At 39.6% G+C, this 24930-nt stretch carries 25 protein-coding genes; 9 read left to right on the top strand and 16 right to left on the bottom strand.

What is annotated here, in order from left to right:
- Nucleotides 1-8: 8 nt before the first annotated feature.
- Nucleotides 9-470 (top strand): fasciclin domain-containing protein, encoded by a 462-nt coding sequence (locus tag N8A89_RS17335; RefSeq protein WP_281540333.1) that lies wholly within the window; start codon nt 9-11, stop codon nt 468-470.
- Here N8A89_RS17335 and pheT read toward each other — a convergent pair whose 3' ends face one another.
- Complete coding sequence (gene pheT, locus N8A89_RS17330) at nt 471-2900, bottom strand: phenylalanine--tRNA ligase subunit beta (RefSeq protein WP_289644672.1); 2430 nt, start codon at nt 2898-2900, stop codon at nt 471-473.
- 126 nt (nt 2901-3026) lie between these two features.
- Here pheT and N8A89_RS17325 point away from each other — a divergent pair, with 126 nt between their 5' ends.
- Nucleotides 3027-4253 carry a peroxiredoxin family protein gene (locus N8A89_RS17325; protein WP_281540332.1) on the top strand — a complete coding sequence of 409 codons (1227 nt, stop codon included), beginning with the start codon at nt 3027-3029 and terminating at the stop codon, nt 4251-4253.
- A gap of 8 nt (nt 4254-4261) precedes the next feature.
- Here the strand turns inward: N8A89_RS17325 and leuB are convergent, their stop codons facing one another.
- Both leuB and N8A89_RS17315 read right to left on the bottom strand, forming a co-directional pair.
- Nucleotides 4262-5380 carry a 3-isopropylmalate dehydrogenase gene (gene leuB, locus N8A89_RS17320; protein ID WP_281540331.1) on the bottom strand — a complete coding sequence of 373 codons (1119 nt, stop codon included), beginning with the start codon at nt 5378-5380 and terminating at the stop codon, nt 4262-4264.
- Nucleotides 5381-5382: 2 nt separating this feature from the next.
- Nucleotides 5383-6555 carry a 2-isopropylmalate synthase gene (locus tag N8A89_RS17315; protein ID WP_281540330.1) on the bottom strand — a complete coding sequence of 391 codons (1173 nt, stop codon included), beginning with the start codon at nt 6553-6555 and terminating at the stop codon, nt 5383-5385.
- Nucleotides 6556-6701: 146 nt separating this feature from the next.
- On the opposite strand from N8A89_RS17315, the gene N8A89_RS17310 reads away from it, so the two are divergent.
- On the top strand, nt 6702-8246 hold the full coding sequence (locus tag N8A89_RS17310) for a hypothetical protein (protein ID WP_281540329.1): 1545 nt from the start codon (nt 6702-6704) through the stop codon (nt 8244-8246).
- A gap of 11 nt (nt 8247-8257) precedes the next feature.
- On the opposite strand, the gene N8A89_RS17305 is transcribed toward N8A89_RS17310, so the two are convergent.
- From N8A89_RS17305 to panB, 4 genes are read right to left on the bottom strand one after another with little or no spacing between them, the layout of a single operon-like run.
- Nucleotides 8258-8788, bottom strand: a complete 531-nt coding sequence (locus N8A89_RS17305; RefSeq protein WP_281540328.1) for a DUF4252 domain-containing protein — start codon at nt 8786-8788, stop codon at nt 8258-8260.
- A gap of 43 nt (nt 8789-8831) precedes the next feature.
- A complete protein-coding gene (locus N8A89_RS17300; protein WP_289644670.1) occupies nt 8832-9527 on the bottom strand; it encodes an RluA family pseudouridine synthase in 696 nt (231 codons plus the stop codon).
- 21 nt (nt 9528-9548) lie between these two features.
- Nucleotides 9549-10046, bottom strand: a complete 498-nt coding sequence (lspA, locus tag N8A89_RS17295) for a signal peptidase II (RefSeq protein WP_281540327.1) — start codon at nt 10044-10046, stop codon at nt 9549-9551.
- A gap of 11 nt (nt 10047-10057) precedes the next feature.
- The gene (panB, locus tag N8A89_RS17290) at nt 10058-10876 is read right to left on the bottom strand and encodes a 3-methyl-2-oxobutanoate hydroxymethyltransferase (protein WP_281540326.1); all 819 of its coding nucleotides are present in this window, start codon (nt 10874-10876) and stop codon (nt 10058-10060) included.
- Nucleotides 10877-11007: 131 nt separating this feature from the next.
- Here panB and N8A89_RS17285 point away from each other — a divergent pair, with 131 nt between their 5' ends.
- On the top strand, nt 11008-11469 hold the full coding sequence (locus N8A89_RS17285) for a nuclear transport factor 2 family protein (protein ID WP_289644669.1): 462 nt from the start codon (nt 11008-11010) through the stop codon (nt 11467-11469).
- 30 nt (nt 11470-11499) lie between these two features.
- Here the strand turns inward: N8A89_RS17285 and N8A89_RS17280 are convergent, their stop codons facing one another.
- A complete protein-coding gene (locus N8A89_RS17280) occupies nt 11500-12543 on the bottom strand; it encodes a ThuA domain-containing protein (protein WP_281540324.1) in 1044 nt (347 codons plus the stop codon).
- A gap of 160 nt (nt 12544-12703) precedes the next feature.
- Between N8A89_RS17280 and N8A89_RS17275 the strand changes: the two genes are divergently transcribed.
- A complete protein-coding gene (locus tag N8A89_RS17275; RefSeq protein WP_281540323.1) occupies nt 12704-13228 on the top strand; it encodes a hypothetical protein in 525 nt (174 codons plus the stop codon).
- Between the two features lie 192 nt (nt 13229-13420).
- Here N8A89_RS17275 and N8A89_RS17270 read toward each other — a convergent pair whose 3' ends face one another.
- From N8A89_RS17270 to N8A89_RS17260, 3 genes are all read right to left on the bottom strand, one after another.
- Entirely contained in the window at nt 13421-13660 is a 240-nt protein-coding gene (locus N8A89_RS17270; RefSeq protein WP_281540322.1) for a hypothetical protein, read from the bottom strand.
- Nucleotides 13661-13969: 309 nt separating this feature from the next.
- Nucleotides 13970-14746, bottom strand: a complete 777-nt coding sequence (locus N8A89_RS17265) for a TIGR03915 family putative DNA repair protein (RefSeq protein WP_289644668.1) — start codon at nt 14744-14746, stop codon at nt 13970-13972.
- A gap of 238 nt (nt 14747-14984) precedes the next feature.
- The gene (locus N8A89_RS17260; protein ID WP_281540321.1) at nt 14985-16247 is read right to left on the bottom strand and encodes a putative DNA modification/repair radical SAM protein; all 1263 of its coding nucleotides are present in this window, start codon (nt 16245-16247) and stop codon (nt 14985-14987) included.
- A gap of 97 nt (nt 16248-16344) precedes the next feature.
- On the opposite strand from N8A89_RS17260, the gene N8A89_RS17255 reads away from it, so the two are divergent.
- Nucleotides 16345-17112 carry an XRE family transcriptional regulator gene (locus tag N8A89_RS17255; protein ID WP_281540320.1) on the top strand — a complete coding sequence of 256 codons (768 nt, stop codon included), beginning with the start codon at nt 16345-16347 and terminating at the stop codon, nt 17110-17112.
- 3 nt (nt 17113-17115) lie between these two features.
- Here the strand turns inward: N8A89_RS17255 and N8A89_RS17250 are convergent, their stop codons facing one another.
- A complete protein-coding gene (locus N8A89_RS17250; RefSeq protein ID WP_281540319.1) occupies nt 17116-17544 on the bottom strand; it encodes a GNAT family N-acetyltransferase in 429 nt (142 codons plus the stop codon).
- A 114-nt stretch (nt 17545-17658) separates the two neighbouring features.
- On the opposite strand from N8A89_RS17250, the gene N8A89_RS17245 reads away from it, so the two are divergent.
- Nucleotides 17659-18729: a transporter substrate-binding domain-containing protein gene (locus N8A89_RS17245; RefSeq protein ID WP_281540318.1), complete on the top strand. Its 1071-nt coding sequence runs from the start codon at nt 17659-17661 to the stop codon at nt 18727-18729.
- On the opposite strand, the gene N8A89_RS17240 is transcribed toward N8A89_RS17245, so the two are convergent.
- The 3 genes from N8A89_RS17240 to N8A89_RS17230 all read right to left on the bottom strand — a co-directional run bounded on the left by N8A89_RS17240 (nt 18726) and on the right by N8A89_RS17230 (nt 21818).
- Complete coding sequence (locus N8A89_RS17240; RefSeq protein WP_281540317.1) at nt 18726-19445, bottom strand: hypothetical protein; 720 nt, start codon at nt 19443-19445, stop codon at nt 18726-18728. The genes N8A89_RS17245 and N8A89_RS17240 overlap by 4 nt on opposite strands.
- Nucleotides 19446-19515: 70 nt before the next feature.
- Nucleotides 19516-21201, bottom strand: coding sequence for a gamma-glutamyltransferase (gene ggt, locus N8A89_RS17235; RefSeq protein ID WP_289644667.1), 1686 nt, complete (start codon nt 21199-21201; stop codon nt 19516-19518).
- Nucleotides 21202-21233: 32 nt separating this feature from the next.
- A complete protein-coding gene (locus N8A89_RS17230) occupies nt 21234-21818 on the bottom strand; it encodes an acyl carrier protein phosphodiesterase (RefSeq protein WP_281540316.1) in 585 nt (194 codons plus the stop codon).
- Between the two features lie 93 nt (nt 21819-21911).
- Between N8A89_RS17230 and glmM the strand changes: the two genes are divergently transcribed.
- Nucleotides 21912-23300 (top strand): phosphoglucosamine mutase, encoded by a 1389-nt coding sequence (gene glmM / locus N8A89_RS17225; RefSeq protein WP_289644666.1) that lies wholly within the window; start codon nt 21912-21914, stop codon nt 23298-23300.
- A 12-nt stretch (nt 23301-23312) separates the two neighbouring features.
- On the opposite strand, the gene N8A89_RS17220 is transcribed toward glmM, so the two are convergent.
- Complete coding sequence (locus N8A89_RS17220; protein WP_281540315.1) at nt 23313-24209, bottom strand: lysophospholipid acyltransferase family protein; 897 nt, start codon at nt 24207-24209, stop codon at nt 23313-23315.
- A 56-nt stretch (nt 24210-24265) separates the two neighbouring features.
- On the opposite strand from N8A89_RS17220, the gene N8A89_RS17215 reads away from it, so the two are divergent.
- Entirely contained in the window at nt 24266-24916 is a 651-nt protein-coding gene (locus N8A89_RS17215) for a rhomboid family intramembrane serine protease (protein ID WP_281543310.1), read from the top strand.
- The last annotated feature ends 14 nt before the right edge of the window (nt 24917-24930 follow it).

Genomic DNA, 24930 nt, shown 5'->3' with positions numbered 1-24930 from the left:
TTTCCTTTATGGATCCTAACAAATCCATTATTGTAAATACGGAAACCTCGGAAAGACATACTACGTTATTAACCGCTTTACGTGCAACGGAATTGGACGCAGTTCTAGATTATGACGGGCAATTCACAGTTTTTGCGCCTTCAAACCTCGCATTTGAAAAGCTTTCGAAAGCAACCTTTAGCAGAATGCTAGACCCACAAAACACTGAAGCTCTAAAGAACATTCTTTCCTATCATATAATAGCCCGTAAACTTTCTGCATCCAAAATTCTCAGGGCCATGTGCCAAGGAAATGGAAAGGCAAAGTTTACAACAATTTTGGGTGAGGAGATAACGGCCACCATGGACGGAATTGATATTATACTAACCGACCCTGCAGGAAATTCAGCCAAGATTATATTGGCAGATTCAAACCAGTGTAATGGAGTAATCCATGAGATTGATTCTGTTTTTCTTCCCGTTAAGATGTAATTATCTAAGTTCTGCGCCTAATTCCCGCTCGTAATTGCTTTGCAATTTGGCCATAATTCTATCAATCTGTTTGTCCGTAAGCGTACCTTTAGAATCTTGAAGGGTAAAACTTACCGCATAAGATTTTTTACTCTCTGGAAGGCTTTTCCCTTGGTAGACGTCAAAAAGAGTGATGTTGGTAAGCATCTTTTTTTCTGTCCTGAACCCAATATCGTACACCTCCTTAAAAGTAGTCGCTTCGTTCAATAAGAGTGCAAAATCTCGCTTTACTTCTGGGAACTTCGGTATTTCCTTGTATTTTATGCTCTTATTTTCCAAAAGACTTAAAATCATATCCCATTCAAAATGGGCGAACAATACCTCTTGCTTTAAATCAAATTGCTTTGCAATTGATTTTTTTACGACGCCGAGCGATACTAACGCTTTATCACGACTTGTAAGGGTAATACCTTCTGAAAACACTGTAGACGACGTTGGAATACTAATGGTAGCGTTTATTCCAAGTCTCAAAAGAATTGTTTCTACAATCGATTTCATTTTAAAAAAACCAGTTTGACCGCTCTCGCCTGTCCAACTTGGTTCGTTAACACTACCAGAAAGCAAAATGCTCAAGTATTTTCTTTCATGGCGATTTGAACTTGATTGGTGATAAGTCTTTCCGAACTCGAACAGCCTTAAATTGGATCGCTTTCTATTGATGTTATATTTTGCAACTTCCAACGCCGAAAAAAGAGAACTTCTTCTTAGTACTGATAAATCTCCACTAAGAGGATTTATAATCTCCACGGAGGTAGTGCCCTTATCGGTATCCTCTAAAAAGTTGTTGTAATGTGGTGATGTAAGACTATTGGTCAATATTTCATAAAATCCTTTTGACGCCAAAAGGTTCCCTATAATATGTTGAATTCGATGGTCGTCCAAGCGTCCAGTTGGTGCAACGGATGCATTGAGTTTTTCACTAAAATTGATATTGTTATAACCATAAACCCTTAGAATCTCTTCTATTACATCTACTTGTCGCTGTACATCAACCCTATAGGAAGGTACGGATAATCCCATTCCTGCTTCGGTGACATTCCTTACCTTAATATCCAAAGAAGCCAAAATAGATTTTATGGTGTCTTGTGGGATATTCTGGCCAATAAGTTTGTCTATTTTTTCGAAAGCCAAGAAAACTTCAAAATCTTTCATTTTGTTCGGATAGATATCAACAATATCCGAAGTGATATCTCCACCGGCAATTTCCTTTATTAATAAAGCGGCTCTTTTGAGACTATATTCCACATTTTCAATATCTATCCCTCTTTCAAAACGAAAGGACGCATCGGTGTTAAGCCCATGTCTTTTGGCAGACTTACGAATGGAAATGGGATTGAAATACGCGCTCTCCAAAAATATAGAAGTAGTATGTTCAGTAACCCCAGAATGCAGCCCACCAAAAATCCCAGCGATACACATGGGCTTTTCAGTATCGCAAATCATAAGGTCTTCCTCGTGTAGTTCTCTCTCTATACCGTCCAGCGTTGTAAATTTGGTACCTGGTGGCATGGTCCGCACTACAATTTTTCCTCCCTTAATTTTATTGGCATCAAAGGCATGTAGAGGCTGACCAAGTTCATGTAACACATAGTTCGTGGCATCCACGATGTTGTTCTTTGGTGTAATTCCGATAGCATTTAAGCGATGCTTAAGCCAATCAGGAGAAGGTTGAACGATGAGATTGCTCAGCGTCACACCGCAATATCTTGGTGCCAGTTCGTTTTTTTCTACCTCAACATCAATCTTTAGGGATCTATTGTCTACATTGAAATGACTGGTAGAGGGAGTTATCAATTCCTTGGTAATCTCTTTCTGCTTTAAACCTGCTTTGAGGTCTCGGGCCACTCCATAATGGCTCATGGCATCCGCACGGTTAGGGGTTAGGCCTATTTCAAAGACCTCGTCTTTTTCTATTTCGAATATCATCGAACAGGGCGTTCCTGGCTTTAGCTTATCGTTCAAGATTAAAATACCATCATGGCTTTCTCCAAGACCTAGTTCGTCCTCGGCACAAATCATCCCATGACTTTCCTCTCCACGTATTTTACCTTTTTTTATCTTCCAAGGTTCGCCTTCGTTTGTAAAGAGGGTAGTGCCAATGGTTGCAACAGGTACCTTTTGACCTTTTTCAACATTCGGGGCACCGCAAACAATTTGAACAGGTTCTGCTGCTCCAATATCCACCATGGTAACCTTTAGTTTGTCCGCATTGGAATGCTTTTCGCACTTTAAAACATGACCAACGACAACTCCTTCCAATCCCCCCTTAAGAGATTCAAAAGGTTCAATGCCTTCCACCTCAAGACCTAGGTCTGTAAGTAACGCCGCCGTTTTCTGGGATTCCCAATCTATATTAATGAACTGTTTTAACCAGTTATAAGAAATCTTCATTCTTCGATTTTAAAGTGGGTAAAGATAAAACAATGCCCCAACAGATTCAATATGAGCCGCAGTAATTGTTTTTAATTTTCAATTCTTCCATTTTAGTTGTTATTTCGCTGTCTAAATTAAGTTCGGATGAAAAGACGTTTAGTTGTTATTTCTTGTTTGATATTGGTTTTCGGCTGTAAACAAGCGGAAAAAGCACAGGACTTGAAAGAAGGTGTTTGGCAAGCTCGTTTGGATGTTATGGATGGCCAGCAGCTTCCTTTCAACTTTGAAGTTTTCAAGGCCGAAAATGGAGATTACTCCTTACAAATCTTTAATGCGGATGAAAAAATTCTAGTTGATGAAATTGATGTCAATGGCGATTCAATATGGATTCGAACTCCGGTGTTTGAAGGTTACATCGCTGGTACGTTTTCAGATAGCAGTATTAAAGGAAAGTTTATAAAGGAAAGTTTGGATAGAATTGTTCCTTTTCACGCGACACATGGCATGGAAGAGAGATTCTCCAATCCAAAGCCAACTACAAAGGATATATCCGGTATTTGGGAAACTGAGTTTAGTCCCGATACGGAAGAGAGTTATATGGGTAAAGGAATTTTTACGCAAAAAGGCCAGAAAGTTTCAGGTACTTTTAGAACCACGACCGGAGATTATCGCTTTTTGGAAGGCGTGATGGATGGCGACTCCTTAAAATTGTCCGCCTTTGATGGGGCACACGCTTTTTTGTTCGCTGCTCAATTAAAGGATAGTATTTTGAACGGTACGTTTTACTCCGGGAATCATTTTAAAGAACCTTTCGTTGCGTTTCAAAATGCAGATTACGAATTACCTAGTCCGGACTCACTGACCTTTCTTAAAGAAGGCTATGATAAATTAGACTTTTTATTCCCAAATAGTGAAGGTGAGGTAGTTTCATTAAATGATGACGAGTATAGGAATAAGGTTGTTATAGTCCAAATTATGGGTACGTGGTGCCCCAACTGTTTGGACGAGACAAAATTTTTGGTAGATTATTTGGACGAAAATAACCACGAAGACTTGAAGGTTATAGGTTTGGCCTTTGAATATGCAAAGACCGAGGCTTTAGCTTTTAAAAGTATACAACGCTTAACGGATAGGATAGGAGTGGAGTATCCTATTTTATTGGCTCAGTTCGGGACTTCCGATAAGGACCAAGCTCAAGAAAAGCTACCCATGCTGAATCATGTGTTATCTTATCCCACAACGATTTTCCTTGATAAAAAAGGCGAGGTTAGAAGAATCCATACCGGTTTCAATGGCCCAGCTACGGGCGATGCCTATATTGAATTCAAAAAGGATTTTGATAGTTTTTTGAAAGGTCTTCTGGCGGAATAATTTAATACCTATATAATAGTGGATTTTCCCAGACCGATGTTTTCATCGTTTATATTGAAACTTCCATCCAATTCCATAATATTATCGGCAATAAAATCACCCACATAATTGGTGCCATATTTACTGCTACCCATAATATCCGGGGTAACAATTTTCTTGGAAAATGATTTGAGTACCGCTGCAACCACGGCATCGGATTCTTCATCCATTTTAAAATGTTGTAAAAGCATAGCCGTGCTAAGAATGGATGCGACAGGATTTGCTATGTTCTTATTTTTTGCATTTGGGTAGGACCCATGAATTGGTTCAAACATGGCGTGTTCCGTTCCCACCGAAGCTGAGGGTAAAAGGCCTATTGAACCGGCTATAACACTTCCTTGGTCAGATAAAATATCACCGAACATATTATCGGTCAAAATCACGTCGAATTGGCTAGGGTTCAAAATCATCTGTACCGCCGCATTATCAATAAATAAACAATTCAAAGAAACATCAGGATAGCTTTCAGCTATGGTATGCACCACTCTACGCCATAATCTAGAGGTTTCCAAAACATTGGCCTTATCCACAAGAGTAACTTTTTTACGTCTTGCACGAGCTGCTTTAAATGCCAAATGACTTATTCTGCTAATTTCGCTCTCGGTGTAGGTACAGGTATCGGTGGCTGAACTCTGACTTTCATCTTGGATTTTTTCCCCATAATATATTCCGCCAGAAAGTTCTCTATAAATAACAAGATCAGTATGCTGTACGGTAGATTTTGCTAAAGGGGACTGTTTTATAAGGGTAGGAAAAACTTTAACGGGCCTGATATTGGCAAAAAGGCCTAGTTCTTTCCGAAGCCTTAGCAAGCCTTGCTCAGGCCATATTTTAGACGTGGGATTTCCATCATATTCGGGAGCACCAATAGCCCCGAAAAGAACGGCATCTGATTTTTTGCAAATCTCAAGTGTTTTTTCTGGAAGCGGCTCACCGGTTTCCTTTATGGCAACGGCACCAACTTTGGCTTTTGTAAACGTAAAACTATGACCAAATGTTTCCTCAACAGAACGAAGACATTTTATGGATTGCGCGACGACTTCGGGCCCAATACCATCACCCCCTAAAACGGCTATGTCTAAATGCATAATTAACTGACGCTTTGGGCGTCGACTTTACTTAATTCGATGATTTGATGTATGTCTTCATCTTTGACCTCTTTTTTGCTGTCCGCAAACTTTAAGAACTCCTCATATACCTCATCCAGTTGCAGTTTGGTGAGTTCATATCCCACAATTTTTGCCCTGTAGGCCAAAGCAGCTCTACCGCTCCTTGCGGTAAGCACAATAGATGATTCGGTTACCCCTACATCTGCAGGGTCGATTATTTCATAGGTTTCCCTGTTCTTAATTACACCATCTTGATGAATCCCTGAACTATGTGCAAAAGCGTTGGCACCAACAATAGCCTTGTTGGGTTGCACCATCATTCCCATTTTTTGGGAAACCATCTTACTGGTGTCATAAAGCAATTTGCTATTGATAGTGGTGTCCAAATTTAAATCGGGATGTTGCCTTAAGATCATCACCACTTCCTCTAAGGATGTATTTCCGGCTCTTTCCCCTATGCCGTTTATGGTGCACTCGATCTGTCTAGCACCATTTATAACACCTGCGATAGAGTTGGCTGTTGCAAGGCCTAAATCATTATGACAGTGGCAAGATAAAATGGCCTTATCTATCCCCTTAACGTTCTCCTTAAGATATTTCATTTTTGCACCGTACTCCTCTGGAAGGCAATATCCCGTGGTATCAGGAATATTAAGCACCGTAGCTCCTGCTTTTACCACGGCTTCACATATTCTGGCTAAAAATTCGTTATCCGTTCTTCCTGCATCCTCGGCATAAAATTCTACGTCTTCTACAAAAGTCTTCGCATAACTAACGGCATCGACCGCGCGTTCAATTATAGCCTCTCGGTTAGAATTGAATTTAAATTTTATGTGCGAGTCGGAAGTTCCTATACCCGTATGTATTCTTGGCTTTTTGGCATGCTTCAATGCTTCGGCTGCTACTTCAATATCCTTTTTAACTGCCCTGGTAAGTCCACAAACGGTAGCATTTTTAACAATTTTGGAAATTGCTTCGACGGACCTGAAATCTCCCGGACTCGATATGGGAAAACCTGCTTCAATGATGTTAACCCCAAGCTCATCCAACCGTTCCGCTATCACCAACTTTTGCTCCATATCCAGTTTACATCCTGGAACTTGCTCGCCATCCCTCAATGTAGTATCAAAAATCTGTACTATATCTTTACTCATTATATTTACGTAGTTTTAGCTAGTTAAACGAATATATGACCCTATACACAAAATTGATAAATTTTGTTATAGCATTTACAACGTTAAGACACTTTTTTGCGTAATCAATATATTGAAAATCAATTATTTAAACTCTTTTTTTTACGATGACAAATGCACATAAAGATGCGCTGTTCATTCTGGTTAAATCACTTTCCAAATCTGAGAAACGACAATTTAAACTGTACGTTGGCAGGTTGGGTGTAAATACCGATGCCAAGTTTCTGGCATTGTTCAATCTGTTGGACAAATTAAAAAATTATGACGAGAAGACCATTTTAGAAAGTGGTATTGTAAAAAAAGCACAACTTTCCAATTTAAAGGCACACCTATACAAGCAGATTCTTGTGAGTTTACGGTTGAATCCGGTAAACCAAAATATCCGTGTTCAAATCCGGGAGCAATTGGATTTCGCGACCATCTTATACCAAAAGGGATTGTACAAACAAAGCCTTAAGATTTTGGACAAGGCCAAGACTGTTGCGATAGAAAACGAGGAGAAGAATATAGCCTATGAAATTGTGGAGTTGGAGAAAATTATTGAGACCCAATATATAACACGGAGCATACCGGACCGGGCGGATGAGCTGGCGGTACAGGCGAAGGAATTGTCTGGGCAGAACGTAATGACAAGCAAACTCTCTAACTTATCCCTTCAGCTTTACGGGATGATGTTAAAGGTAGGTTACGTTAGAAGTGATGAGGATTACCAACAGGTTAAAAAATACTTCGAAAAACATCTGCCAAAATACGATTTAGATACTTTGGGCTTCCGGGAAAAATTATGGCTTTACAAGGCTCACCTTTGGTATAGTTTTCTAACACAGGATTTTCTTTCCTGTTACAAGTATGCCAGTAAATGGGTAGACTTATTTTATGAGAATAAGGAGATGATTTATTTAAATCCGGTTTTCTTTTTAAAAGGAAATCATTATTTATTAGAATCCTTGTTTTATGTAAAATACAGCTCTCAGTTTAAAGAAGTACTAGAACGTTTGGAACAGACTATTCAAGAAAAGGATTTTCCTAAAAATGACAACGTAAATTCATTGGCTTTCATTTACCTGAATGCCAATAAACTTAATCTACATTTTCTAGAAGGCACTTTTGAAAAAGGTCTTTATCTGGTAAAAATAATAGAGTTTGGCATCAACAAACATAAAGATCGCATAGATGCCCACCATATTCTGGTACTGTATTATAAGATTGCCTGTTTGTATTTTGGCGTTGGCGATAATAAAACGTGTATTCTTTATCTGAAGAAGATAATTGATAATAAGAGCCTAAAGATGCGAGAGGACCTTATGTGCTTCGCAAGGGTTTTGAGCCTGGTGGCGCATTATGAGGCCGGAATGGATTACCATTTAGAGGTACAATTAAAAAGCACCTATAAGTTTTTATTAAAGATGAACGATTTACACGCAGTTCAAAAAGAAATGATAAAATTCCTCAGAAATCTTGGTGGCATCTACCCGAATGAACTAAGGTCTGAGTTCCAAAAACTGCATACCGAACTAAAGAAATATGAGAATCACCCTTACGAGAAGCGTGCCTTTCTGTACTTGGACATTATCTCGTGGTTAGAAAGTCATTTGGAAAATAAACCGGTCTCACAGATAATCAGGGAAAAAGCGCTTGCCTATTCTCGATAAACCCAAGAATACTAATCTTCGGGACTGATGCCGGGAGTGCCTGCTCCAAATTGATTGAGCAATCCATCGCCTAGGGTCTCGAATTCATTGTTTTTGGCCATGTCCCTTATTTTTACGGGGTCAAAATTTCCATTGAAGTAAAGGAAAGAACCTGTCTGATTGTTATTATTATAAATCAATATTTCCTTAACGGTATTTTTCTTCTCTCGTATAGAAACGATATTTCGTTTCAAATTGTCGTTTTTACGATAAACCTCAATAAAGGAATTCCCGGTTATGCCGTTCATTTGTTTATTCAAGAAATCGGTTCTAGCCGGAGTTGCACTGGGAAATTGCATATATCTTAAATCCTTGGTATTGCCCACCAAGGATTCCATTTCGGGTGAAATTCCACTAATTAGGGTAAGCATGAATTGTGGCACGCGAATCGCGGTAACTTGATCATCATTTTTATGGGTGTTGTAGAAGGTGTCGATAGAATTATAACTTCCACAATTGACCAATAGGCAAAAAAGTAAAAAAGCCGATATTTTCTTAATCATAATTCTTTTTTAGTGTTGTTATGGAATTCTAAAAATACAAATATTAAGAACACGCATCCCAAATGGGATCTTTTGGCGGGGGAGCTATAATGGTGAGGGGTTCCTTTTTTACTGGATGTACAAAATGTAGTTTTCTGGCGTGCAAGTGAATACTTGCATCACTATTACTACGGTCAAAACCGTATTTCAAATCCCCTTTAATAGGACTTCCGATTGCAGCTAATTGAGAGCGGATTTGGTGATGTCTACCTGTTTTTAAATCGATTTCCAACAGGAAATACCGATCTAGTTTTTTCAAGGTTCGATAACCAAGTATTGCTTTTTTACTGTCCGGCACCTCATTAATGTGCGCGTAAGATTTATTCTGCTTTGGGTTGCGCTTCAACCAATGTATAAGGGTATCTTCCTCTTTGTTTATGTTTTTTACAATGGCCCAATAGGTCTTTTCAGCCTCTTTTTCGGCAAAAAGCTTGTTAAGTCTAGGTAAGGCTTTTGAGGTTCTAGCAAATAATACGATACCAGAGGTAGGCCTGTCCAAACGATGCACCACTCCCAAATATACGTTTCCGGGTTTTTGATACTTTACTTTTAGATATTCCTTTACCACTTCGCTCAAGGGAGTATCCCCTGTTTTATCACCCTGAACTATATCTCCTGGCCTTTTATTGATTATAATGAGATGATTGTCTTCAAAAAGTACTTGAAGATTGGTAGGGTTGGAACGTTGTTTTTTGGACAAAGGAGTTTGGATTATCGATTTTTAAAAAGTCGCTTCTTTTCTCTTAATACTTAATGCTAAAATTATGATTACCCCCAGAGTAACGGCTACATCAGCCATATTGAATATTCCGGTCGTAAAAATGCCCAATCGTATTTGGAAAAAATCGGTTACTGAACCATAAAATATGCGGTCTATTAAATTACCCATACCGCCCCCGATGACAAAGGCAAAACCAATCACCATCCAAGGGTTTAAGTTAGTTTTGGTCAACATTCGAAATAAAATTATCAGCAAAACCAAAAGCGGTAACCCCTGTAACAAAACCATTTTCATAAACGGTGAAAAGTTTTGACCAAAACCCAGCATTGCTCCTGTATTTTCGACATTGGTCAAAATAAAATAGTGTTCGATTAACGGTATATAGTCTTGTTGCGCAACGTTGGTACGAACCACTTCCTTGGAAATTTGATCACAGCCTACATTTAAAAGGACCAGGACCAAAATATAAAAACGATTAAGGATGAAGTGCTTTTGCATGGTAATGACGACTAGTATTGTTCTTCATCGCTCGGAAAATCCTTGTTCTTTACATCTTTTACATAATGGGAAATGGCATTGCCCATTTCCTCATATAAATTCATGTATCGCCTTAAAAATCTCGGATTGAACTCGTGTGTCATGCCCAAAAGATCATGAATGACCAATACCTGGCCATCCGCATGTTTGCCACCTCCAATACCAATGGTGGGTATGGTAAGACTTTCAGAAACTTTTTTAGTGAGCTCGGCAGGTATCTTTTCCAAGACAATACCAAAACAGCCCAGTTTTTCCAGCATTAAGGCATCTTCCTTTAATTTATCAGCTTCTTCGTCTTCTTTGGCCCTAACCGTATAGGTCCCAAATTTATAAATGGATTGTGGGGTAAGTCCCAAATGTCCCATAACTGGAATACCCGCCGCTAAAATACGTTTAACGGATTCCTTGATTTCAGCTCCACCTTCCACTTTTACGGCATGTGCACCGCTTTCTTTCATAATTCGAATAGCTGACCGTAAAGCTTCCTTTGGATCACTCTGGTAGCTTCCGAACGGTAAATCCACAACTACCAATGCCCTTTCGGTTGCCCTAATTACGGAAGAAGCATGGTATATCATTTGGTCTAAGGTAATCGGTAAGGTAGTCTCATGACCAGCCATCACGTTACTTGCGGAGTCACCCACAAGGATAACGTCTACTTTGGCGGCATCTACTATTTTGGCCATGGAATAGTCATAAGCGGTTAGCATGGAAATCTTCTCGCCGTTCTTTTTCATGTCCACCAAGGACTTTACTGTTATTCTTTTGTATTCTTTTTTAGCTATGGACATCTAATTGTATTTAAGCGGATAAAAATAAGGAGTTTTGGCGAGATTATGATTCTGGTACAATAATGCGCACATCTCTGCCAATAGGTAGAATATCGTTATTTTTAGCCTACTCTTTTAAAAAGCGGAATATCATGAAAAAGTTAATGATTCTTTTTTTCAGTCTCACTTTTGCAATTGGATGGTCTCAAGAAGAGGAGGCGGTGAAAAATACCATAAAGAAATTTTTCGAATCATTTCACGCACAAGATTCGGTAGGAATGCAAAGTCTGGTACATCAAGAAATTACACTTCAAACCATAGGTGCGGGAAAAGATGGAGTGCAGCGTTTACGAACGGAGCGCTTTGAGGATATGATTCGTTCCATTGTGAGTATTCCCGATTCTGTAAAATTTGAGGAAAAGATTTTAGATTATTCCGTTGAGATAGATGGCCCAATGGCCAATGTTTGGACCCCCTATGAATTTTGGCTGAATAGCGAGTTTCACCATTGTGGAGTTAATTCCTTCCAACTTTTCAAGGAGGCGCATGCTTGGAAAATCATTTACCTAATCGATACCCGTAGGAGGGAGGGGTGCGATAATAGACTTCGATAATTCATCGTTAGTAATAAACATACGTAGTCATTACTCGCCCCATTTCCTTGATGAAGTTTTGCCGGTGGATGGGAAATCCTCTGGAATTTTTTGGGTCACCTTTCCGGTAGCCGCCCATTCCGCACCACGTTGCAATGTGGTTATAAAACCGACACACTCCATAGAATAGTCAAAATGACCCAGAGTGGTATGGAAAATCCTTCCTTTACCATAGTTTATAGCCATTAACATAGGCACATGCTGCCCTAGACCTTTAACGTTAGGGTCCCATGGGGGAGCATTCTTTTCAACATCGGCATAGGCGGTAGCCAAAATAGTCGCATTTTCAAAAGGACCGCGCATGCGCTCGTACATCTCATCTTGCGTGTGTAACCATTTTGCAGGTAATCCTTTCATAATAGGATGCTCTTTTTCGCGAGTAGTGATTTCAAACTCATATTCTATTCCGTGAGAGCCGCAAACCCCATCGGTACTATCTCGCACAACTTCACCATCATCATTATAATACACGTATGGACCAGAACTTGTATCACGCCCTCCCCAAGCACCCAAACCAATCATTTTATTGTATTCTTCCCAATTGCCCCATGAATTATTGGCCGCATGTACCACCAAGAGTCCGCCACCATTGTTCATATAGTCCTCAAATTCTTTTCTGGTAGCCTCCGGCCATAAGGCCGCATCAAAACCTAGGTTGGATACAATTACATCATACTTATCAAAATCCATAGAAAAATTGGAGGTCTTTATGGGCTCGTGGGAAATAGCGTATGAAGCATTGCCCACGGGGTATTTTTCAATAAACATGGTATAGGGTTCCGGTCTGTTCTCGTTGTATTTTATCCCTAACCAAACGGAATCCATTCTACGGATCTCAACCTCGAACAATCCAGTTTGTTCCAAATAATCTTTCATCATCATGGTCGTTTTAGGCCAGATGTAGTGATTGTTCTGACCGTCAATGATCAAAACTTTTTGTTTACTAATTGGCTTTTGTTTTGGGACCTCTTTTTGTTGCTTTCCACAGGCGACAACCAAGGAGGCTAAAAGGAATAGTATGGTCAATTTTTTCATAAGAAGTGTAATTCGTGGTTACTAAAAAAGATAATGCCTTAAAATACACTAAATAATAAAACGAAAACAGGATTTAAGTTTCTTCTTGTAAAGTGAAGTACAATCTTGGAATTCTAGGGACCAGGGTATAAATTTGTTAAAGAACTATAATTTGGTATACATGCAATTATTGGGAATTGGCTCTAGAATTAATCATCCGGAATACGGAAAAGGTGTTGTCACCAATGTATCCGCCTCGCAGTATTGGGTCACTTTTTTGGAAAATGGGTTGGAGACCATTGAAATTGATAGCGATTTTGAGGTTATCGAATCGGTTGAAAATGAAGTGGATACCGTTAGTTTTTTTGATGTAGAGAGCTCGTTGGTCACCATTCTTCAAAAATGGAGTGATGCTACCCAACGTGTGGCCATTGCCGACAAGTGGAAAGGTGGTAACCTCGTCTTAGAGCCTGGTGAAACGGGGTTGAGCAATAAGGAAATTCCCATTGATACGTTTTTTCACAAAATAGTGATGGTGAGGGACCGTATCCGCGTTATGGAACAAAAAATAAACAGCAGTAAAAATTTGGATGATCAGGAGAAGGTAGACCTGCAGCAGTATATTACTCGAATTTATGGTAGCCTAACCACTTTTAATGTGCTGTTTAAAAATAAGAGCGACCAGTTTATTGGAGAGCGAAAGTGATTATTATAAGTCCGGTTTCGTTTTCGGTCTACTATATGAAACCTAGGCAGAAAAAACGATAGTGTTCGGATTGATGGACCCTATATAAATACTAAACATTTCGTAATGCTTTACTAAGAATTTTTTATACTTGTTTTGAATTTATTATTGAGATTCTGGATTGCTAATTATCAGATATAGAGACTTATTTAGTTATTCTATTTTTTTTAATCCATACGTAACCTCTCCACCGGGCTTTATAGTTCTATAAACGAATTCAGCTTCAGTTAGTCTAACTATTTTATTCTGATTTAAGCCCTTTCTGTCTACAGTAATGAGCATCTTTCTCTTGGGGTCGAATTTCCATTCACCAAAATATGGCCTTGGGCCGTCACTTACTTTAGTCGTACCGTTAGGATAGAAAATCACCCAATGTCCATAGCTTACGGGCATTGAATAAAAGTTTGGTTGACAATCACCGCCTATCCAATAAGACTTGTGCCATTTAACAAAACAAAGATTCTTTTCTAATTCTTCTGTTTGAGCGGATAGCATTTGAATAAAAAAAACAAAAAAAAGTATTTTTAATTTCAAAATCTCTTTATTTAAACATCAATAAATTTTTCCTCTTTGGTAAAAAATTTTACAGCGTATAGCTAACTAGAACTTTAATTAAATTTATGTCTGCATAACGAAATTAAGAATTTCTACATTTTATTTTAAGATTTTGGCAACTAAGTTCTTAATTTATATTTATTGGCACTAAACCGCCTCTTTCTTCTCACTTAAATATTTCCAATAGCGTTTGGGCACATGTTGTGTATGTAGTTTTTTATTGATTCGGGATTTAATATTGGTACTTTGAAAGTAATTGTTCCACAGGTCCTGATATTCATATTCTTCTGATGTGAACGCCTTATTTTTATTTAGGCTATTGGCATACGTGTCCTCAAGGTCTAATGAAATTATTTCCACTTTATTCAGGTCATAATAAATACCGTATTTGCGCTTTACGTCATAAATGATCCATTGCTGGTCCGCATAGCGGCTACGAAAATGTTTTGAAATTAAAGGAAGCACATCAAAGTCCGGCTCAATATTCGCGAAATAAACGTTGTCCTGGGTCAATTGAAACCGTACAAAGGCTTCCATACGGTGTTTTTCCCTTCCCACTTTCTGTGCGAGCTGACTGATTTTTAAAATACAATCATCAGAAAAGTCAGAGGCTTTATTTTGAGTACCGCTCATCAATTTTTTGATATAATGGAAGAGTAGGGGCTCTATCCCTTTTTTTTCGCTCAAAAAAGCAAAGTAGATGTTTTTTATAGCGGTGTTACTCCGGTTTCGGATACCGTTCCATACCCGTTTGGCTTTCTCCAAGTGGGTGAAAATCGTTTCCGTTTCCGCGAACAGCCCATTTTGTGTTTGCCCTTTGCGTTGAATGTCAGCTACCTCAATTTTTTCCTCAAAAGCGACAAAAACAGCCGTTAGGAATCCGTTGAAACTTCCATCGTAGATTAATGTTTTTGACGTATTCATACTTTTTTATTTAAGTTCCTCTATACTTTTATTTTGAAAGGCTAATGACGATTTAAATCTTCATTCCGAAGGTTATTCCACTGACTTTGGAATTTTCACAAACTTCGTCAACCTTTTTCTCACCTTACTTTTAAAAGTTATGTATCGGTATCCCAAATTCAATAAGGTTTCACGGCCTTGTTCTAAAAAATGGGTCTTTTGTCGTGTAGGAAGGTTATTTAAATTATTCATGAGCATCTTAATTAAATAATGATAATTGACTGCTGTATTGATTTCGAAATTTTCCAGCTGATGTTTGTAAAATCATTCCTTTGATTCTACCTGCATCCAAATCGCGTCGTTCCCAATCTCGGGAATCACATACCACAAAATATTTGGCGCGGTTTAGGGCTAATCCAATTTTCTGCAAATGTTCCCAATTCAGTTTTCGGAACTTTCTTGCCTGCATTATTTTATGAACCGAACGCATTCCTAAGCCCGGTATCCGTGCCAACATTTGTTTATCCGCCTTATTGATATCCACAGGAAAGTGATGCAGGTTTCGAAGTGCCCATGATAACTTAGGGTCCACATCCATATCCAAATTGGGATGGTCGTCGTTCACAATTTCGTTCACTGCAAAACCATAAAAACGGAGTAACCAATCGGTCTGGTACAACCTGTTTTCCCTTAACATAGGAACCTGCGTGCCTATGGCGGGCAATCGCTTATCATCCGCTACGGGAACATAACCGGAATAGTACACACGCTTCATATTATAGTTCTTGTAAAAATGAGTTGCGGAATACATGATATCTTTGTCGGACTCACCCGTGGCGCCCACTATCATTTGGGTGCTTTGACCGGCGGGAGCGTATTTGGGTGTACTCCTAATGATTTTCTTTTCGGCCTTATAGCGAACAATTTCATTCTTTACTTTAAGCATTGGCTTCAGGAAATCTTCGTGCTTTTTATCCGGTGCAAGTAATTTAAGGCCGGAAATAGTGGGGATTTCGATATTTACAGATAACCGATCTGCATATAATCCGGCCTCGTACATCAATTCATCGCTTGCCCCTGGAATGGATTTTAAATGAATATAGCCGTTGAAGTTTTCCTCTTCCCTCAATTTTTTGGCGACGGCCACCAAACGTTCCATGGTGTAGTCTGGACTTTTAAAGATTCCCGAGCTTAAGAACAAGCCTTCAATATAATTCCTTCTATAAAAATTGATGGTCAAATCAACGACCTCTTGAATCTTAAAGGCCGCACGCTTCACATCATTACTCTTACGTGTTACGCAATAAGCGCAATCAAAAATGCAATGGTTGGTCAATAGAATTTTAAGAAGGGACACGCATCTGCCATCTTCCGTATAACTATGACAAATGCCCATTCCGGTACTGTCGCCAAGACCCTTGTTCTTATTAGTGCGATTACTACCGCTGCTGGAACAAGACACATCATACTTGGCGGCGTCCGCCAAAATGTTCAACTTTTCCTTTATACGCTCAAAGTTCATAGTTATGGTATATATTCCAAAATTATGGATATATTCCTAATTATGGAAATAATCCAAATAAAATTTTGGATATAATCCATAATCACTATATTTGAGTATGGAAAATGAACTTACTTTAAAAAGATTTACGGATATACGCAGAGAATTAGGCTACACACAGGCCGATTTTGCAGCCCTGCTTGGCGTATCCAATACCACTGCGGACATTGAACGGGGGCGCACCAAATTATCCGGGAAAGTGGTTTCCGAGCTTTTAAAGCAGTTTAAAATAAATCCCTTGTGGTTATTCGGGGAAAGTGACCAACAGTATTTGGAAACCTCCAACACCAGTGTTATTCCTAAAGTAGTAACCGTAGATTCCTCGGATAGTGATAACATGGTCTTGGTGAACGCGAAAGCCGCGGCCGGTTATCCGCAAAATATATCGGACACCAGTTGGTACCGACAACTACCCGCTTTTGATCTGCCCATACCTGAATTCAGAAATGCCACCTATCGTGGTTTTCAAATTGAGGGAGATAGTATGTTGCCCAATTTGCACCCAGGTGAATGGGTACTGGCGAGGGCCATAGAGCATATAGACCATGTAAGCGCAAACAAGATGTATGTAGTGGTACTTCAAGACTCGATTATGGTCAAGAAAATAGAAAAACGGCCAAATTCCAATAACATTACTTTAGTTTCGCTGAACGAAACTTACCCACCTTACGATATAAAACCGTTTCAAGTTCAGGAAATATGGGAGGTAAGCAGTAAGATTACCTTTAATGTAGATGCTACAACAGATAGTGGATTGTTACGCCAGTTGCAGGAATCCATGCAAGAACTTAAAAACCAGTTGCAACACGTCAAAAAGGTAGAATAGAAATTAGTTTAACTTCTTAACGTAGAGTCCACTACTTTTTAAATTGAATCCCAAGCTCTTGTAGAGACTGATGGCCGCTGTCCTATGATGACCGCTAAAAAGTAATATATCGTTCAGATTTCTTTGAGTGGCCCGTTCCAACAGTTTTTCCATCAATTTACGACCGATGCCCTTGCCCCGATGAAGTTCCGAAACAACAACGTCCTCCACCATGCCCTTAAAACCTGAGACTACCTTGTAGTTGGCCATCATAGCAATACCGATTAGTGTATTCCCGTCCATACAACAAACCACATCGATAGCATCTGGAACTTCTAAAATGGTTTTTAAAGAGAGTTGTTTTATTTCTGAATTTAATTGATGATACAGTTCGGTCAATTGGCCTTGGAGCTGTTGTGTAATATCTTCAGGTTGCAATAGTCTTATTGTCATGGGATTTTGATTTTACTGTAGTTATAAAAAATATACCTTTTTCTTCATCCTCTTACAAACACAACTTTTTTCTAAAATACTGTATATTTAGTAGCTTTCAAATACATCATACGCATGAAACGAATTTTATACATGCTGGGATTTTTATGCTGTTTGGCTACAAATGGTCAAAAGGTTAACGACACACTATTGGTCGGGTTTACACCCGCTGCACCCTTTATCGTTGAAAATGAAGGTAAACTGGACGGTCTAAATGTTTGGTTATGGAAGCAGGTTGCTAAAGATATAGGTAAACCGTATAAGATGGTGCAGATGAACTTTTCCGATATGCTAGACTCCTTAAAAACGGGAGGTATAGACGTAAGCATTAACCCTTTAACCATTACTAGCAATAGAAGCAAGGAGATGGAGTTTACCCATTCTTTCTTTGCATCCAATTCCACAGTTACGGTAGCCCAAGTTTCGTCTTTCAGTAAATTCATGACCTTTATAAAAGGTTTCTTTAACCTCAATTTTCTCAAGGGATTGTTTTTGCTATTATTGATTATTTTAATCTTCGGATTTTTTGGGTGGTATTTTGAACGAAAAAGAAATCCTGAAAATTTCAGACCAACGTATAGAGGTATTTGGGACGGACTGTGGTGGTCCGCAGTAACCTTAACCACGGTCGGGTATGGTGATAAGGCGCCCAAAACACGGATGGGCAAAATTTCCGCCTTGGTATTAATGTTCGGCGGACTTTTGTTCATTTCCGGACTCACGGCGAGTATAGCTTCCAGTCTAACCGTAAACCAGATGAGTAATAATCCGGAAGGGTTTAACGAATTTAAGAACAGAAAAGTTGGCACTATAGCCAAATCCGGTACCCGCACCTTCTTATCCGAACATTTTTTTAAGAATGTGAGCACTTATCCGAGTGTTGTGCCCGGCCTAACCGATGTTAAAAAGGGAAAGATAGATGCATTCCTATACGATGAACCCATATTAAAATATAGGATTCAAAAGGATTCCTCCTTACGGGAACTTCAACTATTACCCATAAAATTTGATGTGCAGTTCTATGCTTTTGGACTTCCAAAAACGCACACGCTGTTGGAGCAACAGATATCACAGCGCATTTTGGAAATCATGGAATCCAAAGAATGGGAAATTGTGCTGAACGAGTATGGGCTAGCGGAACTTTAGGGATTATTGTAACCTTCTACATCTCCCAACGAGAGCGTAAAGGGACCGAATTCATGGGATTTGGGCAGGAACGCTCCACTCCGGGTCACCAACCAATCGTCCCAAGTCGCTTCAAGTCCACCAATGGGAATGATTTTTACCCACATTTTAAAACTTTTAGGAAAGCCGTTGGGCTGCAATATCCATAGATAAGAATCGCCCGGGGTGGTCCCTCCAGAGGTGTAGGTAACCAAAAGTGCTTCCGAACCATCTTCTAAAGCAACGATACTGCGCAATGCGCCTTTATCAAAAACCTTGTAAGGCGCCACAAGCCAAAAGGAGTCATTATTAAAATAGTCTATAGCTTTCTCAACTATATCCTGATTTTCATTTTCATTTAAACGTTCGCCGTTTTTAAAAGCCAAACTAGATTCTGGCGCAATTAAATCGACCTTTACCTCATAATTATCCCATTTTACGACCACAGAACCATTTTCTTTATCCCACTTGTATTTGTTTTTTCCTCCTTGGTAAGACCATTCCAAAAAGCGGGTGTTTTGGTATTGCTTGTAATTTAGAGTGGCTAGCATATTTTCGGCAAGGGCATCAGCCTCTGGACCAGATCGTCCCTCAGGAAGTTTTTCGTTATATATGGCATAAATAATCCCAAAGGCTACTAACCCAAGAATTAGTACCCCTAAAACTATTTTCAGTAAGATTTTCAAAATTCTTCTCATTTTGTAATTATAGGATTTGGACTTCACAAGGCCGTACAGGTGATTTTTTACTTATTTTCTATTTGTGGGCTTAATATCCTACCGCAGCATCATCTCCTCGTTTATCGGCGCCGCCTTCTAATTTTCCATCGGGTAGAATACGGATTGCATCGACTTTTCCAATAATAGGGGTGCGTTCTTCATTAATGATATACCCCTTTGATTTCATTTCCTCTTTTAGGGTCTCCGGAAAACCTTCTGGTTCAAAAATCACCATATCCGGCAACCACTGGTGGTGAAAGCGAGGTGCATTTACGGCCTCTTGCATGCTCATATTAAATTCGTATGCATTCAAAATCGTTTGGGCTACTGCCGTAATAATTGTGGATCCACCAGGGGTGCCGACCACAAGCCACAATTTCCCGTCCCGCTCCACAATGGTCGGCGTCATACTGCTCAGCATACGCTTTTCAGGAGCAATGCTATTGGCTTCTGCGCCTATAAGTCCGAACATATTGGGAACGCCCGGTTTTGAACTAAAATCGTCCATTTCATTGTTTAAAAAGAAGCCCAATTCATCGGAGTACAGTTTAGAACCATAGGCACCGTTCAAGGTGGTGGTTACGGATACGGCATTACCCTCGGCGTCTACGATAGAGTAATGCGTAGTTTCCATACTTTCTACAATTTCTATATTTCCATGCTCCACTTCGGACGATTTGGTGGCCCTATCAAAGGAAAAATTTTGCATCCGTTCTTTTAAATAGCCACCACTTAAAAGAACATCCAATGGAATATCCACAAAATCAGGATCACCTAGATAATAGTTGCGATCGGCATAGGCCCTTCGAGATGCTTCGGTGAATAATTGTATGGTTTTGGCCGAGTTGTGACCAAAATCGGCCACATCATAGGGTTCCATCATTTTGAATATCTGGTTGATCGTTACACCGCCACTACTTGGGGGGCTCATGGAAATAATCCGCAGGTCCTTATAATCAAAAATGATAGGTTGGCGCCAAACGGCTTCATATCTGGCCAAGTCCTCTTCCGTAACAAAACCTCCTTTTTCCTGTATGAAAGTAGCTAACTTTTGGGCGACTTCCCCTTTGTAAAATCCGTCCCTTCCCTTTTCCGCTATACTACGCATAGTATTGGCCAAAGCGGGATAGGCAATAACGTCTCCTTCCTTGAATTCTGTGGCAAATTTTGTGTTATCACCGTTAACCTCGATAAATTTTTCCCGTTGGCTTGCCAGTCTTTTTTCTTGGTTTGCGGTAACTACAACTCCTTTTTCCGCCAAGGCTATTACCGGTTCAAAAATATCTTTGAGGGGGAGGGAACCGAATTTTTTATGAACTTTAATAATTCCGGCAACGGTGCCAGGAACACCTACCGCTGTAGCGCCTAACGTACTCATGTCGGGAATTACATTCCCGAGGGAATCCAAATACATATCTTTATGCCCTGCAAGGGGCGCCTTTTCACGATAATCTAGTCCTCCTACATCACCATTGGACTTTCTGTAAACCATGAATCCACCACCACCAAGGTTTCCGGCAAAAGGATAGGCTACGACCAGAGCCATTTCCGTTGCTACCATCGCATCAAATGCATTTCCACCTTTTTTCATGATTTCAACCCCTATTTTTGAGGCCTCCTCCCGGGCCGATACGACCATCGCCTTTTCGGTAACCAATCCTATAGGTTCAGCTGGTGCTTTTTTACATTGTGATACTAAGAATAGGCAAACAATAAAAAGGGAAATTCTTTTCATTTGAAATAGGCGTGGTTTAGAAATTGGTTTAGTTAGAGTAATTTGAATTTTTGATGCGAAAAGATAATCAATTCCTCAAAAAACTGCGTGAATTCTTTTTCAAAATCGGCGTAGTTTTCCTCAAGGTCTACTATGGCGAAATTCATTTTAGATTTGTTCTTTGTCCTACGGTTCATACCATTAAGAACCTTGGCAATACCTTCCATTTTTGCGTAATTGTAAATCCAGTTATCGGCAATCATATAGGGCATCATACGTTTGACTCCTTCTGGTAAAATAGTGTAACGGTCCTCTAAAAGGTCATAGAAATTGTTCACAAAAATTTCCAATGGGACATCGGAATAATTGGTCCAATTCTTAGCCAAAAAGTGATCGTAATAGATATCTACTATTACTCGGCTGTAATGACTATAGTTTAAATGAAGTCTCTTGCTACTAATTTTTGGAATGGGATGCATATCCGTATATGTATCGATTTGACGGTGCAGCTTAATACCTTTTTGAATTCTTGGCGGCAGATGCTTGAACCTATTCCCCCTAATACTGTCGGCGATAAAATTCCCGATGGTAATTTCTGGGTCGTTGAATGATAAGTAAATGTGGGCAAGAAAGTTCATTGACCGAGGATATTAAAGTAAGGCCGAATTTACGAATTGCTAAACTCTCAATTGATAACAGACCTTTATATTTGCAGAAACTTAATTGAATATATGACACTAATCAAATCTATTTCTGGAATAAGGGGCACCATAGGGGGGAAGCCCGGAGACAATTTAACTCCTATTGATGCGGTGAAGTTTGCCGCTTCGTACGGGATATGGTTAAAGGGTTATTCTAAAAAGGATAAATTGAAAGTTGTCATTGGACGTGATGCCCGTTTATCCGGGGAAATGATTCAAAATTTAGTGGTTTCCACCTTGGTGGGCCTTGGTATCGATGTCATTGATTTAGACCTGTCCACCACCCCTACGGTTGAAATTGCCGTACCCTTAGAGAAGGCGGATGGAGGTATTATCTTGACCGCGAGTCACAATCCCAAGCAGTGGAACGCTTTAAAGCTGCTAAACGAAAAAGGCGAGTTCTTAGATGCTGCCCAAGGCGCAAAAATATTGGAAATCGCTGAGGAGGAAGCTTTCGATTTTTCCGAAGTGGATGATTTGGGCGAAATTATCAGGAACGATAGTTATATCGATATCCATATTGATGAAGTCTTAAATCTATCCTTAGTAGAGGCTGATGTTATACGCAAGGTAAAATTTAAAGTTGTCGTTGATGGAGTCAATTCCACGGGAGGTATTGCCATTCCAAAGCTTCTAAAGGAATTGGGTGTGGAAGTGGTGGAACTGTATTGTGACCCAACAGGACACTTTCCACATAATCCTGAACCATTAAAAGAGCATTTGAAGGACATCTGTGAATTGGTGGTTAAGGAAAAGGCCGATTTTGGGATTGTGGTAGATCCAGATGTGGATCGTTTGGCTTTTATAAGTAACGATGGGGAGATGTTCGGAGAAGAGTATACTTTAGTTGCCTGTGCTGACTATGTGCTAGGTAAAACTAAAGGAAATACCGTCTCCAACCTATCATCATCACGGGCTTTGCGGGATATTACCGAAAAACATGGCGGTTCATATGAAGCGGCTGCAGTGGGTGAGGTGAATGTGGTTACAAAAATGAAGGAGAACAATGCCATAATAGGTGGTGAAGGTAACGGGGGAATCATTTATCCTGAAAGCCATTACGGACGCGATTCTTTGGTAGGTACTGCTTTGTTTTTGATGTTAATGGCAGAAAAAGGTGGAACCGTAGCCGAACTCAGGGCAAGTTACCCGAGCTATTTTATGAGTAAGAAGAAAATTCAGCTGACACCAGGATTAGATGTGGATGGAATTTTAACTGCGATGGCAGAAAAATACAAGGATGACGAAATTTCAACTATCGATGGAGTAAAAATCGATTTTGCCGAAAACTGGGTTCATCTAAGAAAATCCAATACGGAGCCTATTATCCGAATTTATACCGAGGCTAGGAGTCAAGCAGAAGCCGATACTTTGGCGGATAGGATTATTGTAGAGATTAAGAAAGTGGCTGGTATTTAAAGTGTAAAATTGTCAGGAGATTTTCGCAAAGGGAGCAGGCTCTTTTTCCCTGTGTTTCCAACGTTTATGTGTCCATAGGTAATGTTCCGGTTTTTCGCGAATCTGTTGTTCCGTTAATCTAAGAAAGGTATCGGTAATCTCATTTTCGGAGGTATTCTTTCCATTTTCAGTAATAGTAATAAACTCAGCCTGATAATATCCACGTTTTACTTTACTAACTTTTAGGAAGACTACTGCTAGTCCCAATTTACGGGCCATGGTTTCCGCGCCATTGAAAATGGGAACCCGAATGCCCATGAAGTCCGTCCAATATTGTGCCCTGTGGGCCTGTGGGGATTGATCGCTGACCATACCAAAAATTCCTTTTATACCGTCTCGTTTATTCCTTACAACGGTTGTTACGGTTTGTTGCTGCGTAATTAAGGTAGTATTCCATCTCGCCCTGACCTTTTTAATAAAATTATCAAAATAGACGTTTCCTATTTTCTGATAAACCGCATAACCCTTGGAATCCACATAGTTATTAATGCTTACATTCCATTCCCAGTTGGCAAAATGTGAGCATACGATCAGGATGCTCCGCTCCTTTTCCAGTTCTCTCAGTACATCAATATTCAGAACTTTATACCTTTTGCGAACATCTTCTTTGGACAAATTCATGGTTTTTACCGTTTCTAAAAACATATCGCACATATGTCTAAAAAAGGCTTTTTCAATACGACGTATTTCAGAGGGTTCTTTCTCCGGAAAGACCAGTTTCAAATTATTCTGCACTACTTTCCTTCGATAGCCAACCACATAATAAACTATGAAAAAAACTACATCCGAGAAGCCATAAAACAATCGGTACGGTAAAATAGAGATAACCCATAAAAATGGGTATACCAGAATAAATATTAGGAATTGCATGTGTTAAAATATAAGGGCAAATATAGCTATATTTGAATCCAAACATCACGCTTACAATGAACGACCTGCACATTGCCACTATTGCCGTTATCGCAGCCAATATCCTAGTTTCCTTAAAAGGTTTTAATGATTCTTATTTCTTTGATAGGTACAAGTTTGGTATTGGGGCCATAAAAGCAGGTCAGAAAGAGCGTATGGTAACATCCGGATTTTTACATGTGGACATTGCGCACCTCTTTTTTAACATGTTTACCCTATACTTTTTTGCCGATGTGGTCATAAGCTGGTTCGGTCCCGGAAAGTTCATTATCATCTATTTTATAAGCCTCTTGGCCGGAAGCCTATTGGCGCTGTTCTTTCATAAAAACGAGCCCTATTACAGTGCGGTGGGTGCAAGTGGAGCAGTAACCGGTATTTTATATGCTGCGATTCTATTGCAGCCTAATGATAGCTTGGGCATCATGTTCATTCCCATTCCCATTCCTGCTTATGTTTTAGGAATTGGCTATTTGTTGTATTCTATCTACGGTATGAAAAGCCGTTTGGGGAATATTGGCCACACGGCTCATTTTGGTGGGGCTATAGGGGGTTATGCTACTACACTTATCTTCCTACCAAGTCTTCTGCAGACCGATACCTTAATGGTCATTCTTTTGGCTTTACCAATAGTACTCCTGTTTGTACTGGAAAAGCTAGGAAAAATATAGAGAGAAAAGGATTT

The sequence above is a fragment of the Maribacter aestuarii genome (genome assembly GCF_027474845.2).
Lineage (GTDB): Bacteria > Bacteroidota > Bacteroidia > Flavobacteriales > Flavobacteriaceae > Maribacter > Maribacter aestuarii.
Note: the sequence above shows the minus strand (reverse complement) of the source record. Positions and strands in the feature narration are given on the sequence as shown.

Bases quoted from the DNA above. Each gene is read 5' to 3' on its own strand.
- N8A89_RS17335 (WP_281540333.1), top strand. From the start codon at position 9: ATGGATCCTAACAAATCCATTATTGTAAATACGGAAACCTCGGAAAGA.
- pheT (WP_289644672.1), bottom strand. From the start codon at position 2,900: ATGAAGATTTCTTATAACTGGTTAAAACAGTTCATTAATATAGATTGG.
- N8A89_RS17325 (WP_281540332.1), top strand. From the start codon at position 3,027: ATGAAAAGACGTTTAGTTGTTATTTCTTGTTTGATATTGGTTTTCGGC.
- leuB (WP_281540331.1), bottom strand. From the start codon at position 5,380: ATGCATTTAGACATAGCCGTTTTAGGGGGTGATGGTATTGGGCCCGAA.
- N8A89_RS17315 (WP_281540330.1), bottom strand. From the start codon at position 6,555: ATGAGTAAAGATATAGTACAGATTTTTGATACTACATTGAGGGATGGC.
- N8A89_RS17310 (WP_281540329.1), top strand. From the start codon at position 6,702: ATGACAAATGCACATAAAGATGCGCTGTTCATTCTGGTTAAATCACTT.
- N8A89_RS17305 (WP_281540328.1), bottom strand. From the start codon at position 8,788: ATGATTAAGAAAATATCGGCTTTTTTACTTTTTTGCCTATTGGTCAAT.
- lspA (WP_281540327.1), bottom strand. From the start codon at position 10,046: ATGCAAAAGCACTTCATCCTTAATCGTTTTTATATTTTGGTCCTGGTC.
- panB (WP_281540326.1), bottom strand. From the start codon at position 10,876: ATGTCCATAGCTAAAAAAGAATACAAAAGAATAACAGTAAAGTCCTTG.
- N8A89_RS17285 (WP_289644669.1), top strand. From the start codon at position 11,008: ATGAAAAAGTTAATGATTCTTTTTTTCAGTCTCACTTTTGCAATTGGA.
- N8A89_RS17280 (WP_281540324.1), bottom strand. From the start codon at position 12,543: ATGAAAAAATTGACCATACTATTCCTTTTAGCCTCCTTGGTTGTCGCC.
- N8A89_RS17275 (WP_281540323.1), top strand. From the start codon at position 12,704: ATGCAATTATTGGGAATTGGCTCTAGAATTAATCATCCGGAATACGGA.
- N8A89_RS17270 (WP_281540322.1), bottom strand. From the start codon at position 13,660: ATGCCCGTAAGCTATGGACATTGGGTGATTTTCTATCCTAACGGTACG.
- N8A89_RS17265 (WP_289644668.1), bottom strand. From the start codon at position 14,746: ATGAATACGTCAAAAACATTAATCTACGATGGAAGTTTCAACGGATTC.
- N8A89_RS17260 (WP_281540321.1), bottom strand. From the start codon at position 16,247: ATGAACTTTGAGCGTATAAAGGAAAAGTTGAACATTTTGGCGGACGCC.
- N8A89_RS17255 (WP_281540320.1), top strand. From the start codon at position 16,345: ATGGAAAATGAACTTACTTTAAAAAGATTTACGGATATACGCAGAGAA.
- N8A89_RS17250 (WP_281540319.1), bottom strand. From the start codon at position 17,544: ATGACAATAAGACTATTGCAACCTGAAGATATTACACAACAGCTCCAA.
- N8A89_RS17245 (WP_281540318.1), top strand. From the start codon at position 17,659: ATGAAACGAATTTTATACATGCTGGGATTTTTATGCTGTTTGGCTACA.
- N8A89_RS17240 (WP_281540317.1), bottom strand. From the start codon at position 19,445: ATGAGAAGAATTTTGAAAATCTTACTGAAAATAGTTTTAGGGGTACTA.
- ggt (WP_289644667.1), bottom strand. From the start codon at position 21,201: ATGAAAAGAATTTCCCTTTTTATTGTTTGCCTATTCTTAGTATCACAA.
- N8A89_RS17230 (WP_281540316.1), bottom strand. From the start codon at position 21,818: ATGAACTTTCTTGCCCACATTTACTTATCATTCAACGACCCAGAAATT.
- glmM (WP_289644666.1), top strand. From the start codon at position 21,912: ATGACACTAATCAAATCTATTTCTGGAATAAGGGGCACCATAGGGGGG.
- N8A89_RS17220 (WP_281540315.1), bottom strand. From the start codon at position 24,209: ATGCAATTCCTAATATTTATTCTGGTATACCCATTTTTATGGGTTATC.
- N8A89_RS17215 (WP_281543310.1), top strand. From the start codon at position 24,266: ATGAACGACCTGCACATTGCCACTATTGCCGTTATCGCAGCCAATATC.